This is a genomic window from Kitasatospora sp. NPDC057542 (genome assembly GCF_042801945.1).
In the GTDB taxonomy this organism is placed as follows: Bacteria; Actinomycetota; Actinomycetes; order Streptomycetales; family Streptomycetaceae; genus Kitasatospora.
Genome location: NZ_JBHVFE010000038.1, coordinates 20,855 through 34,019 on the forward strand (window position 1 = coordinate 20,855; position 13,165 = coordinate 34,019).

11 protein-coding genes are annotated in these 13,165 nt (G+C 74.0%); 8 read left to right on the forward strand and 3 right to left on the reverse strand.

All coding sequences use genetic code 11. The features are described from left to right. Positions 1-45: 45 nt before the first annotated feature. Both ACFU7Y_RS07815 and purU read left to right on the forward strand, forming a co-directional pair. Entirely contained in the window at positions 46-561 is a 516-nt protein-coding gene (locus ACFU7Y_RS07815) for a hypothetical protein (RefSeq protein WP_224284990.1), read from the forward strand. Between the two features lie 192 nt (positions 562-753). Next, entirely contained in the window at positions 754-1,620 is an 867-nt protein-coding gene (gene purU / locus ACFU7Y_RS07820) for a formyltetrahydrofolate deformylase (protein ID WP_374120193.1), read from the forward strand. Between the two features lie 11 nt (positions 1,621-1,631). On the opposite strand, the gene ACFU7Y_RS07825 is transcribed toward purU, so the two are convergent. Both ACFU7Y_RS07825 and ACFU7Y_RS07830 read right to left on the reverse strand, forming a co-directional pair. Continuing rightward, positions 1,632-2,840: a zf-HC2 domain-containing protein gene (locus tag ACFU7Y_RS07825; RefSeq protein WP_380766787.1), complete on the reverse strand. Its 1,209-nt coding sequence runs from the start codon at positions 2,838-2,840 to the stop codon at positions 1,632-1,634. Beyond that, positions 2,837-3,403, reverse strand: coding sequence for a sigma-70 family RNA polymerase sigma factor (locus tag ACFU7Y_RS07830; protein ID WP_224283903.1), 567 nt, complete (start codon positions 3,401-3,403; stop codon positions 2,837-2,839). The genes ACFU7Y_RS07825 and ACFU7Y_RS07830 overlap by 4 nt, the downstream gene beginning before the upstream one ends. Before the next feature lie 608 nt (positions 3,404-4,011). On the opposite strand from ACFU7Y_RS07830, the gene ACFU7Y_RS07835 reads away from it, so the two are divergent. After that, complete coding sequence (locus ACFU7Y_RS07835; protein WP_224283902.1) at positions 4,012-4,485, forward strand: ATP-binding protein; 474 nt, start codon at positions 4,012-4,014, stop codon at positions 4,483-4,485. Positions 4,486-4,889: 404 nt separating this feature from the next. Here the strand turns inward: ACFU7Y_RS07835 and ACFU7Y_RS07840 are convergent, their stop codons facing one another. Then, positions 4,890-5,972 (reverse strand): GlxA family transcriptional regulator, encoded by a 1,083-nt coding sequence (locus tag ACFU7Y_RS07840; protein ID WP_380766789.1) that lies wholly within the window; start codon positions 5,970-5,972, stop codon positions 4,890-4,892. A 119-nt stretch (positions 5,973-6,091) separates the two neighbouring features. Between ACFU7Y_RS07840 and ACFU7Y_RS07845 the strand changes: the two genes are divergently transcribed. From ACFU7Y_RS07845 to ACFU7Y_RS07865, 5 genes are all read left to right on the forward strand, one after another. Next, positions 6,092-7,408 carry an MFS transporter gene (locus ACFU7Y_RS07845; RefSeq protein WP_224283900.1) on the forward strand — a complete coding sequence of 439 codons (1,317 nt, stop codon included), beginning with the start codon at positions 6,092-6,094 and terminating at the stop codon, positions 7,406-7,408. Between the two features lie 76 nt (positions 7,409-7,484). Further along, positions 7,485-8,012 (forward strand): GNAT family N-acetyltransferase, encoded by a 528-nt coding sequence (locus ACFU7Y_RS07850; protein WP_224283899.1) that lies wholly within the window; start codon positions 7,485-7,487, stop codon positions 8,010-8,012. A gap of 114 nt (positions 8,013-8,126) precedes the next feature. Next, on the forward strand, positions 8,127-8,471 hold the full coding sequence (locus tag ACFU7Y_RS07855) for a DUF4229 domain-containing protein (protein WP_224283898.1): 345 nt from the start codon (positions 8,127-8,129) through the stop codon (positions 8,469-8,471). 28 nt (positions 8,472-8,499) lie between these two features. Then, complete coding sequence (locus tag ACFU7Y_RS07860; protein ID WP_380766792.1) at positions 8,500-9,621, forward strand: LacI family DNA-binding transcriptional regulator; 1,122 nt, start codon at positions 8,500-8,502, stop codon at positions 9,619-9,621. 167 nt (positions 9,622-9,788) lie between these two features. Then, positions 9,789-13,115: an SdrD B-like domain-containing protein gene (locus ACFU7Y_RS07865; protein WP_380766794.1), complete on the forward strand. Its 3,327-nt coding sequence runs from the start codon at positions 9,789-9,791 to the stop codon at positions 13,113-13,115. Positions 13,116-13,165: the final 50 nt, after the last annotated feature.

Genomic DNA, 13,165 nt, shown 5'->3' on the forward strand with positions numbered 1-13,165 from the left:
TCGCGAGTGGAGCACGAACAGACAGGGAACGTACGATCGTTCACCATGTCCGCCAGCACAGATTCTTCGCACCGGTCCGCCCGAAACCCTTCTCGTCCGGGCCACCGCTCCAGCACGATGGGCGGCATGCCGCTCAACGACCTGCCCTGGTGGCGCTGGCGAGCCCGACTGCGCTCGGCGCTGCACATGCTGTCCGACCCCGGTTTCCAGCAGGAGACCTGGCTGACCGGCCGGGAGGGGTACGGCGACGTGACCGACGCCGTCTACCGGCTGGTCGAGGACACCTGGCTGGACCGCTGGTCGGCCGAGAAGTACGTCGGAACGATCTTCCGTGACTCCGCCGAGGCCGCGCTGATGGACGTCGCGGTGCTGCGGGCCGTGCAGATGCTGCACGAGGTCGGTGCGGACGCGCCGACCTCCGCCTACCTCGGCCACCCCGGCTGGCCGGAGACCGTCCGGGCCGCCCGCGAGGCGCACGTCGCGCTGGCCCTGGGCGACGGGGACGACCCGGACGCGGCGCCCAAGTCGCTGGACGTGCTGCGCATCCTCACCCAGGTCTGAGACCGACCGGGTCCGGGGCCCGGCGTCGACCGGGTCCGGGGCCGGGCACCGACCGGGACGGCGGCCGGGCACCGACCGGGACGGCGGCCGGGTGCCGCCGTCCCGCAGTGCGGGCAGCGGGACGGCGGCCGTCCGGAATGTGACACGCTGGACCATCCACGCACGTCACGACCTCAGAACGGGATACCCCCAGTGGAACAGCAGCCGGCCAGCGCCCAGTACGTCCTCACGCTGTCCTGCCCCGACAAGCAGGGCATCGTCCACGCTGTCTCCAGTTACCTCTTCATGACCGGCTGCAACATCATCGACAGCCAGCAGTTCGGGGACGGCGACAGCGGGCTCTTCTTCATGCGGGTGCACTTCTCCGCCCCCGAGCCGGTCACCGCCGACAAGCTGCGGGCCAGCTTCGCCGCGATCGGCGCCTCCTTCGGGATGGACTGGCAGATCCACCCGTCCGAGGAGCGGATGCGGATCGTGCTCATGGTCAGCAAGTTCGGGCACTGCCTGAACGACCTGCTCTACCGCACCCGGATCGGCGCCCTGCCGGTGGAGATCGCCGCGGTGGTCTCCAACCACACCGACCTGCAGGACCTGACCGAGAGCTACGGCATCCCCTTCCACCACATCCCGGTCACCAGGGACACCAAGGCCCAGGCCGAGCAGCAGCTGCTCGACCTGATCGCCAAGGAGAACGTCGAACTGGTCGTGCTGGCCCGCTACATGCAGGTGCTCTCCGACCAGCTGTGCACCGAGCTGTCCGGCCGCGTGATCAACATCCACCACTCCTTCCTGCCGAGCTTCAAGGGCGCCAAGCCGTACCACCAGGCGCACGCGCGCGGCGTGAAGCTGATCGGCGCCACCGCGCACTACGTCACCGCCGACCTGGACGAGGGCCCGATCATCGAGCAGGAGGTCGCCCGGGTCACCCACGACGTCAGCCCCGACCAACTGGTCGCGCTCGGCCGGGACGTCGAGTGCCAGGCGCTCGCCCGCGCGGTGAAGTGGCACAGCGAGCACCGGGTGCTGCTGGACGGGACCCGTACGGTCGTCTTCGCGTAGGCCCCGGGGCGCTACGGCCGGGAGAGCAGCAGGAGCGCGTGCAGCACCTCGCGGACCGCGGCCCGGTCGCCGTGCTCGCCGACCGGCAGCCGGTCCGGGTCGCGGTGCCCGGCGGCCAGCTGGCACAGCTCCAGGCCGTCCAGGACCATCGAGGCCACCGGCTCCTCGCCGGTCGGCCCGCCGGTGCGGTCGGTGCGGTCGTCGTCGCCGTCCAGGGTGATCAGCCACTCGCCGCTCGCCGGGCCGTCGACCATCAGCCGCACCCGCCGGGCGGTCCGCACCCCGCCCTCCGGCGCATCCGGCGCCCCGGCGTGCTCGGGGCGGGCCGCGCGCAGCCGGGCCAGCGCCCGGGGGAGCAGCCGGACCACCAGCTCCACCATCTGCCGCAGGTGCTGCGGCGCCGGCGGATCGTACGGGTAGGCGACCGCACGGGCCACGTCCTCGCCGTGCACGAAGCACTCGAAGGCGCGGTCCACGAAGGCGTCGCGCAGCGGCAGCACCGCGAAGCCGTAGTCGACCGGGGTGTTGCCCTGCGGCACCAGCGCGGCGCTGCGCACCAGGTCGTGGGCCTGCCGCCGCCAGCGGGAGCGCACCGACTGCGGGGCCAGGCCGCCCTGGTCCGCGATCAGCCGGGCGGTGCGCGCGGTGATCGCGCCGTACGGACCGCCCTGCGGCGGGACGCGCGGCACCGCCGGCCCGGCGGCCGGCTCCTGCGGCGGCACCCTCCGCCCGCCCGGCACGGCGGGCAGGCCCGGGGCGGCCGGCACCGGATCGGGCAGACCGAGCGCCAGCGCCAGGAAGCCGTCCACCGCGGTCAGGTGACCCAGCACCTCGGCCGGGCGCAGCCACTCGGTGCCGCCGTGCCACGGCAGTTCGGCCACCTCCTGCCATTCCTCCGGGCCGAGGTCGCGCAGCAGCGCGTCGAGCTTGGCGGTCTCCGCCGTGTACGGCACGCCCCAGGCGGGGACGGGCAGTTCGGCCGGCCGGCGGGCCAGGCACCAGTCGAGCACCTGCTGGCGCAGCGAGCCGGGCTGGTCCAGCGGCTCGTCCAGGGAGAGCCAGCCGGCCGCCTCGCGCAGCCGGGCCGCCTCCTCGGCGCACTCCCGGCAGCCGCGCAGGTGCTGCTCCAACTCGCCGGCCTCGCGGGCCGGGCAGGCGCCGAGGGCCCACGCGCCGAGCAGCGAGCGCAGGGCGTCGTGCTGCTCCTCAGTGCTGCTCACGTCTCCCCGTTCCCGTCCCCGGTTCCGTCCTGGCGGGTGCGTTCGTCGGCCAGTTCGGTGGCCAGCAGCTCCAGACCGAGCCGCATCCGCTGCTTGGCGGCCTGCTCGCTGATGCCGAGCAGCCGGGCCGTCTCGCGGTACGTGCGGCCGTCGTAGTAGGTCACCGCGATGGTCTCACGCAGGGGTTGGGGCAGGGAGTCGACCACGTACTGCATCCGCGCCGCGGTGGCCACGGCACGGATCTCGGCCTCCGTGCCCGGGGCCTGTTCGGCGGCCCGCCGTGCCCGCAGCCGTTCGACCGCGCGGTGGTGGGTCAGCGCGCCGAGCCAGGAGCGCAGTGTGCCCCGGGCGGGGTCGTATTCCTCGGGGTGTTCCCAGACGTGGGCGAAGACCTCCCGGGTGAGCTGGGTGGCGGCCGCTTGGTCGGCCAGTATCCGTCCGGCCAGGCCGTGCACCATCGGCGCGAGCCGGTCGTAGAGTTCGCCGAGCGCCGTCTCCTCGCCGCGGGCGAGGCGGCGCTGCAACTGCTCGTCCCAGCGCGGGGTCCGCTCCGGGGTGGCCATCGGGAACCACCCTCCTGACCGGGTTCGCTGGCGTACTCAACGGTATCTTGCGGCCGGGCGGCGCCGGGGGCGATTTCGGCAAGAACGGAACCGTTCCTCGTGGATCGGCGTCCCTGTGGATGCGCCTGCCCGCTCGGAACTCCCGGCCCCGAACTCCCGGCCCGGACTCTCCCGCCTCCGGGCCGGATCGTCGGACGGTGCGACGGCCGGCCGGCGGGACCGCGGGTGGTCCGCGAGTGGCGGGCGGGGCGCGGGTGGCGCGCGGCGGTAGGTTCCCGACTGCGGGACCGGCTGGTCGGCCCGGTGCCGGCCGAGCGCCGGTACGAGGCTCGCGAGCATGAGCGGGACAGTATGCACTGCCCTGTCGCCCGATCGCCGGAATATGCCCGAAGCGCTTGCTGCGGTCCGTCCCCCCGCCCATCCTGAGGCGTATTCGTGTCGCGGCCGGTGCCCGACCGACGAGACGGCGCGGACGAGTGGGCGCGGGCGGACGGACCGGGCGGGCGCCCGGGTACGGCTCGGGTGGTGCCGGGCGACGTGCGAGGGCCCGCCGGCCGATCCGGCCCGATCGGGACTATGGCCGAACTGCGAGTGCGGGTGGTGGAGCGGTGCAGGTTCTTCAGGTACAGCTGGCGGTGCAGGCTGACCCCGCCGAGGTCGGCCGGGCCCGCCGGTGGGTGCGCTCGCGGCTGCTGAACCACGGGGTGGACCCGGATGCGCCGATGGCCGAGACGGTGGTGCTGGTGGTCTCGGAGCTGGTGACCAACGCCGTGGTGCACACCGGCTGTCCGGCCGTCCTGCGGCTCTGTCTGCCGGTGGCCGACGGCACGCAGGAGGGCGGGCCGGCCACCCCGCTGCGGGTGGAGGTCGCCGACGCGAGCCAGGCCGCCCCGACCCCGCGGCACGCGGGCGCGGACGAGGACGCGACCAACGGGCGCGGCCTGGAACTGGTCGAGCTGCTCTGCGAGCGCTGGGGCTGGTACCCGGACGGCTCGGGCAAGCGGGTCTGGTGCGAGATCGGCAGCGACGCCCGCCCGGCCGATCCGCTGGCCGACGTGGACTGGGCGGCTTTGGCGCAATAGCGGCTTTCACGGCGGCCGTCGGACCGTGCCGATCACCGGTGCCGGTCACCGGCCGAAAGGTGACGCAACCATTCCGAATTTCGGACTACCCATTGACGTGACGTATCCGACTGATCACGCTTGGGTGCGGCGCTCCGTCGCGAGGGGACGCCGAGGGGACGTCCGTCCACCGCCGTGGTGCTGCTGTCCAGGGGATTCGTGCCAGCAGGGGGGACCGCGGACGGCCGGTCGCGGGCCGCTCCTCGGCGAGTGCGGAGGGTGTGGCGCGGGTTCAGGGCCTGCGCGCCGCGGTTGGATGGCGGCCTGCCGTACCGCGCTCGGGGCGCGTGCGGCCTGCCGCCATCCAATGCGTCGCCGAGGTGTGACGAGTTTCGGCCACCGGCTGGTCGGTTGCCAGGCGTTGCTCAGGAAGCGCGCCGTGCAGGGCTCCCGGGGGCGGCGGCGCTCCCGGGGCCGGTGGTGCTTTCGGGGACGACGGGGCTCCCGGAGGCGACGGGGCTCCCCGGATCGGTACGGCTCTCGGGGAGGGCGCGGAAAGTGCGCCGGTAGGCGCTCGGTGCGACGTCGAGCCGGCCGCGCAGTTGCAGCCGCAGCGAGGCCGCGGTGCCGAAGCCGGACTCCCGGGCGACCTGGTCGATCGTCAGATCGGTGCGCTCCAGCAACTGGCGGGCCCGCTCGGTGCGCTGGGTGGTGATCCACTGGCCGGGGCTGGCGCCGGTCTCCTCGCGGAAGCGCCGGGTGAAGGTCCGTACGCTCATCCCCGCCCGGTCGGCGAGCTGCCGCAGCGCCAGCGGCCGGTCCAGGTGCTCCAGCGCCCAGGCGCGCACCGCGGCGGTGCCGCTGCCGCCGGAGTCCACCGGACTCGGGGCCTCCACGTACTGCTTCTGGCCGCCCTCGCGCCACGGCGGCACCAGGCAGTTGCGGGCCACCGCGTTGGCCACCGCGCTGCCGTGGTCGCGGCGCACCACGTGCAGGCACAGGTCCACCCCGGCGGCCACCCCGCCGGAGGTGAGGATGTCGCCGTCGTCGGTGTAGAGCACGTCGGGGTCCAGCCGCACCCGGGGGAACAGCCGGGCGAAGCGCTCGGTGTAGCGCCAGTGGGTGGTGGCCGGGCGTCCGTCCAGCAGCCCGGCGGCGGCCAGGATGAACGAGCCGGTGCAGATCGACAGCAGCCGGGTGCCGGGCCGGATCCGGGCCAGCGCGTCGGCCAGCGCGGGGGTGAAGCAGGCGTCGGCGACCGCCGGGCTGGAGTCGGCGGAGGCCGGGATCACCACCGTGTCCGCCCGCTCCAGCAGTTCGGTCCCGTGGTCGACCATGACCTTGAAGTCGGCGCTGGTGGCGACCGGCCGCCCGTCCAGGGTGCAGGTGGCCACCTCGTACAGCGGCTGCCCGGCCGGGTCCTTGGCGCCGCCGAAGATGCGGGCGGGGATGCCGAGTTCGAAGGCGATCACGCCCTCCAGGGCGAGTACCGCGACCAGGTGTGCCATGCCGTCCCCTCGGGTGTCGGTGGGTCGGGCCAGGGTATCGCGGCCCGTGGCCTGATTCTTGCGAAAGCTGTCATTCAGGCCACTCGTCCGGCTCCGGGCGGCCCGGAACACTCGTCCGCGTGACCGAACGCAGCGCCCTCGCCCCCACGCCCCTCTCCGAACCGCCCGCCCCCGCCACGCGCCCCCGGGTGCACTACGCCTGGGTGGTGGCCGGTGTCTCCCTGCTCGTCCTGCTCGGCTCGGCGGGCTTCCGCTCCACGCCGAGCCTGATGATGGACGCCCTGCACAACGAGTTCGGCTGGTCGCTCGGGACGATCTCCAGCGCCACCTCCGTCAACCTGACCCTCTACGGCCTCACCGCCCCCTTCGCCGCCGCGCTGATGGACCGTTTCGGGGTGCGTCTGGTGGTGGTCTGCGCGCTGCTGACCATCTCGGTCGGCGCCGGGCTGACCATGCTGATGCGCCAGCCCTGGCAACTGGTGCTCTGCTGGGGCGTGCTGGTCGGCCTCGGCAGCGGCTCGATGGCCGGCGCCTTCGCCACCACCATCACCGGACGCTGGTTCCAGGCCCGCCAGGGCCTGGTCACCGGGGTGCTGACCGCCGCCGGAGCGGCGGGAAACCTGGTCTTCCTGCCGGTCGGCGCCTGGCTGGTCGAGCAGCACGGCTGGCGCTCGGCCGTGATCGTGGTCTCGCTCGCCGCCAGCGCCGTCGCCGTCCCGGTCCTGCTGCTGATGCGCGAACGGCCCGCCGACCTCGGCCTGCTCCCGTACGGCGCGACCGAGGCCCCTCCCGCACCGGTCACCGACGGCCGCGCCCTGGCCCGCTCGCTGCGGGTGCTGCGGGACGCCGCCCGCACCCGGGCGTTCTGGCTGCTGGCCGGCTCCTTCGCGATCTGCGGCGCCACCACCGCCGGCCTGGTCGGCACCCACTTCATCCCGGCCGCGCACGACCACGGCATGCCCGTCACCACCGCCGCGAGCCTGCTCGCCCTGATCGGCCTGTTCGACGTGCTCGGCACCATCTTCAGCGGCTGGCTCACCGACCGGGTCGACTCCCGGCTGCTGCTGACCGTCTACTACGGGCTGCGCGGCCTGTCCCTGCTCCTGCTGCCGCAGCTGCTGGCCGGCTCGCTCCAGCCGCCGATCCTCGCCTTCGTGATCTTCTACGGCCTGGACTGGGTGGCCACCGTGCCGCCGACCGTCGCGCTGTGCCGCCGGCACTTCGGCGAGGACGCCCCGATCGTCTTCGGCTGGGTGCTCGCCGCCCACCAGATCGGCGCGGCCGTCGTCGCCGGCCTGGCCGGCCTGGCCCGTGACGCGCTCGGCAACTACGACCTCACCTGGTACGGCGCCGGCGCACTGTGCGCGGTCGCGGTCGGGCTCTGCCTGGCACTGCGCACCGGGCGGGCCGACCGGGCGGTGCCGGCCCTCCCGTGACGGCCGCTCCCCGCACGTGCGAGCGATGACGGCCCTTCCGGAAGGACTGTCGTACCGGAGGTCTAGGCTCCGCTCCATGGCGCTCACCTTCACCCTGGACCCGAAGCTCGACCCCGACCTGCGGACGGGCATCGTCCGGCTGTGGGCCGAGGTCACCAACGCCGGCGGGGCGGTCGGCTTCGTGGCGCCGGTCACCGAGGAGGAGGTCTGGGACACCGCCGACCACCAGTTCGCCGGGGTCGAGCCGGACGGTCCGGACCGGCTGCTGGTCGCGCACGAGAGCGGGACGGGCCGACTGGTCGGCGTGCTGTTCTTCGAGTCGATGCGCTTCGGCCCGATGGAGCACTGGCGGATGCTCAAGCGGGTCATGGTGCACCCCGACTTCCAGGGCCGTGGTCACGGCGCCCGGCTGCTCGCCGAGGCCGAGCGGGTGGCCCGGGAGTGGGGCCTGGAGTCGCTGCGGCTCACCGCGCGCGGCGGCCTGGGGCTGGAGCGGTTCTACGCCCGCAGCGGCTACCGGGAGGTCGGCCGGGTGCCGGCCGCGATCCGGGTCGCCCCCGGGGACGACCGGGACGACATCACCATGTGGCTCGACCTGCGCTGACACCCGTCCCGGGCGGGCCGGGCGGGCCGGACCGGGTGCCCCGTGCCCCGCTCCGGCCGTCAGGCATGCTTGACTGGAGAACCCGCCCCAGCGCAACGAAGAAGGACGTGTCGAGTGACCAGCAACGGCCCGGAGAAGTCACACGCCACGCTCCGCTACACCTCCCTGCGGGTCAGCATCTTCCTCGGCTGCCTGCTGGTGGCCCTGCTGCTCGGGCACTTCCAGATCATCCCGGTCAGCGGCGAGACCGGCATGATCTTCCTGTTCCTGCTGGCCGCGGTCGCCTCCGCGCCGCTCAGCTACGCGCTGCTGAGCAAGCAGCGCGACGAGATGTCCGCGCAGATCAGCGGCAAGGTCTCCGGGATGCGCAGCCGTACCGCCGAGCGGATCGCGACGCAGAACGCCGAGGAGGACGCCGCCGACGACGCCGCCCGCGCGGCTGCCGCCGGCCAGAGCTGACGCCGGCCCCGTCCACGAGCGCAGCCGCGTGCCCGCCATCCGAGACTCAGAGCCGTCCGAGCCGTCCGAGCAGCCGCCCGCCGAGGGGCCGCCCGCCGAGGTGCCGCCCGCCGAGGGGCCGCTCGGCACCTGGCCGGCCCCCGTCCGCCGGCCCACCGGGCGGGACGTGGCCCGGCTCGCCGGGGTCTCCCAGGCCACCGTCTCCCTGGTCTTCTCCGGCGCCGAGGCCGGCCGGCGGGTCTCCGAGGCCACCCGGGGACGGGTCCGGGAGGCCGCCCGCAGCCTCGGCTACCGTCCGCAGGCGGCCGGGCGGCAGCTGCGGCTCGGCCGCAGCGGGATGATCCTGCTGGCCGTGCCGAACCTCCAGGGCCCGTTCTTCGGTCGGGTGCTGGAAGGCGTCCACGAGGAGGCCGGCCGCAACGGCCTGGCCGTCGTGGTCAGCTCCGGCTGGGGCAGCGCCACCCTCGCCGAGGCCGCCACCGCCGGCCGCTTCGACGGCCTGCTGATCTGCTCCCCGGACGACAGCCAGCTCGGCGAGCTGCCCGCCGACACCCCCGCCGTCTTCCTGGACGCCGACCCCGGCACCGACCGGGCGCGTCCGACCGTCGAGCTCGACGTGGCCGGCGGGATGCGCGCCGCGGTCGAGCACCTGGCCGCGCTCGGCCACCGCCGGATCGGCCGGCTGCGCTCCAGCCACTCCGCTTACACCTTCCGGGTCCGGCAGGCCGCCTTCGAACAGGCTGTGCGTGAACTCGACCTGGACGTCGTGGAGTTGGGCGTGAGCCTGAACGACGGCCACCGGGCGGCGCGGACCGTCGCGGGCCGGCTGCTGGAGCGGGCGGACCGGCCGCGCGCGGTGATCTGCGACGACGACGTGGTCGCCTCCGGGGTCTACCAGGCCGCCGCCGAGCTGGGGCTGCGGGTGCCGGAGGACCTGTCGGTGGTCGGCATGGACAACGTCGCGGTGGCCGCGCTGCTCGCCCCGCCGCTGACCACCGTGGACCTGCCCGGCGAGGAGCTGGGCCGGGCGGGCGCGGCTGCGCTGGCGGCCCTGCTGCGCGGGGAGCGGGTGGCGCCGGTCGCGCCGCTGGCCACCTCGCTGGTGCTGCGCTCCTCCACGGCGCCGGCGCGTACGACGTCCACGAGATGATGACGTAGCGTCACCCGTTAGTGGCGTCCACCCCTTCGGATTGCTCCAATTGGGTGAAAAATACTCATTTTCTCTCGCGTCGCGCCGCCATTCGGATTAACGGAGGGTGAGATTCCGGCATGCGGACGCTCCGATCAATACCCTCACCCCCGTCCAGGACAGGCCGAATGGCCACGGCCCTGGGCCTCTTCGCGGGCACGCTACTCACCGGCACCCTCACCGCCCCGACCGCCGAAGCCGCCGTCGGCTTCACCAAGACGGTGGACAAGCCGACGGTGGCGCCCGGCGAGAACGTCACCTACACCCTGCGCTACACCTGCTCGGTGACCGACTGCGCCAACGGCCGGATCACCGACGCCCTCCCCGCAGGGATGGAGTTCGTCGGCTGGACGCCGGACGCGAGCACCGTCGACGTCGCCGGCTCGACCGTTCCGGCCGCCGGCACCCTCGGCGGCACCCTCGACATCAAGCTCCTCACCCTCACCCCGGGCACCACCGCGACCGTCAAGGTCGTCCTCAGGTTCCCCAACTTCACCACCCCCAACGGCACCAAGACCGTCAACTCGGCCACCCTGACCGCCGACGGCGAGCCCGCGCAGAACGGCTCCGCCGCCACCACCGCCGCCGTCCAGCCCGACTACAGGGTCACCAAGGGCGTCCAGACGAGCAGCCAGGACGGCCGGTCGGTCACCTACCAGTTCAGCGCCTGCTCCACCAGCGGCGTCCCCAACGTCGACCTGGACGCCGGCCGCCTGGTCGACACCCTGCCGCCCGGCGCCGTCGTCGACACCGGCCGCTCGCCCGGCTGGACCCAGGACCCGGCCGACCCCGACCGCTGGACGTTCGACATCGGCGACTTCCGGGCCGGAAACGGCCAGGCCGGCTGCCGCAACCCCGGCGTCCTGGTCGTCAACTACCCCGACCCGGCGTTCCCCAGCGGCACCACCTCCACCAACTCGGTTGTCCTGCAAGGCGACCCGCTCGGTCCCGAGGGCATGCGCGACCTGTCCGAGGCCACCGCCGAGTCCCCGACCTTCAAGCCGCCGACCACCGGCATCCAGGTCGCCGCCTCCAAGACCTGGCAGGACAAGGTCGTCTCCGGCGACATCGCCTCCTTCAGCCTCCACCCCGGCAACATCGCCGGCCCCGCCACCCGCCTGGTGATGACCGACCCGGGCAGCGGTACCACCTCCGGCCTCTACAACTGGCTGATCCCGCAGTCCATCCAGCTGGAGGCGTGGAACCCCACCGGCATCGGCCTCACCCTCCGGTACCGGCTCGACGGCGACCCGACCTGGCGGACCTTCACCCCCGGCAAGCCGTTCGACGGTTCGAGCAGCCGCCGGATCACCTTCGCCGAAGGCGCCGGCAACCCCGCGAACGACGAGCTCGGCATCCCGGCCGGCCGCCGGCTGGACGGGCTGCGCTTCGAGTGGAACGGCCCCATCCCCACCGGCTGGAGCCCCGGCAACGCCGTCCAGGTGCTCTCCCAGGTGGTCACCCCCGGCCACGACGGCCGCACCGCGCCCGGCCCGCTGCACAACTGCGTGGACGTGACCGGCACCGACGCGACCGGTGCGACCTCCTCGGCGAGCGACTGCGCCGACACCACCGTCTCCGCGGCCACCAACCTGGGCGCCGCCAAGACCACCACCTCCGGCGAGGTGCTCGCCCCCGGCGGCACCGCGACCTTCCGGGTCACCCCGTACAACCGAACCGGCCGCACCCTGGGCACCCCGCTGGTGATGTACGACCTGCTGCCGCCCGGCCTCGTCTACCAGGACGGCAGCGCCCGGCGCGACCCCGGCTACACGGGGTCCGTCGCCCCGCAGTCCGTCCGGGTGCTGCCCGGACCGGACGGCCGCCAGCTGCTCAAGCTGACCTGGCCGGCCGGCGCGCCCGACATGACGTACCTCAACGACCAGAAGGCCTACCGCACCCTGATCGACGTCCAGGTGGCCGGCAGCGCCAAGCCCGGCACCCTCACCAACGACGTGTACGTCACCACCGAGGGCGCCGAGGAACCCGTCGCCTGCTCCTACTTCGGTACCGACAGCGGCACGCCGGACACCCACGACCTCAACGGCAACGGCAACACCACCGAGACCGTGTGCCACGCCTCCTCCAAGGTCGAGGTGCAGGTCCCGGCCGTGCTGCGCTCCTTCAAGGAGGTCAAGGGAGACCTCGACCAGGACTACGCCACCACCGGCACCACCACCCCCGGCGGCGGCCTCTCCTACCGGCTGACCGTCCGCAACGACTCGCCCGACCCGGTCACCGACTTCGTCGCGTACGACAAGCTGCCCACCCCGGGCGACTCGTACCTGCTGCGCCCCGACGTCCCGCGCGGCTCCGCCTGGACGCCCTCGCTCACCCGGCCGCTGACCTCCAGCGACCCGACCGTGGCGATCGAGTACACCACCTCGCCGAACCCCTGCGTGACCGGGGCGATCACCGTGCCCGGGCCGTGCGACGCGAACGCCCGGTGGAGCACCGACTTCCCCGGGCCGGGCAACGCCACCTGGTTCAAGGTCGGCCGGCCGGGCACCCTGCCGTCGGGCGGGCTGTTCACCCTGACCTGGCCGATGGTCGCCTCGGTGGACGCCGGCAACGCCGACTTCGCCTGGAACAGCTTCGCCTACACCGCCACCGACTCCACCGGCAGCCCGCTGCTGCCCGCAGAGCCCGCGAAGGTCGGCGTCGGCGTCCAGGCGCCCGCGCCGCCGAACAACGCGCTCGGCGACCACGCCTGGGCCGACCGCAACGGCAACGGAATCCAGGAACCCGGTGAGAACGGGGTGCCGGGCGTCCGGGTGGAGCTGCTGGACGGGACCGGACAGCCGGTCCGCGAGAAGACGGGCAAGCCGGTCACCACGGTGACGGACGCGGACGGGAACTACCTGTTCGACAAGCTGCCGGACGGGGAGTACGCGGTGCGCTTCGACCTGACGACCGTTCCGGCGGACGCGAAGGTCACCGTGCGGCACGCGGGGAAGGACTCGGCGCTGGACTCGGACGCCGACCCGGCCACCGGGGTCACCCAGACGGTGCGGCTGTCGGGCGGGGCACGGGACCTGAGCCTGGACCTGGGGCTGGTGTTGGCGGATGCGCCGACGCCGACTCCTACGCCGACGGACTCGCCGTCTCCGACCTCGTCGCCGACGCCGACCGACTCGCCGTCTCCCACGGGTTCGCCGACGCCGACCGACTCGCCGACGAATTCACCTTCGCCGTCGAACAGCCCGTCGGCCGGCCCGTCGAACAGCCCGTCGGCCGGCCCGACGAACGGCCCGTCGTCGAGCGAGCCTCCGAGCACGGGTGAGCCCGGCGCACCGTCGCACGATCCGCAGCAGCCGTCCCCGGGGCAGGGCGGCAGCGAGCTGCCCCACACCGGTGGGCCCGGTCTGCTGCCGGCCGTGCTCGGCGCCGCCGCCCTGGGCTTCGGCGTGCTGTTCACGGTGGTCGCCCGGCGCCGTCGGGGCCGCCACAGCTGATCACCCGTAGGTGAAGGAGAAGACTGCGCCCGCCGGCCAGACCACCGGCG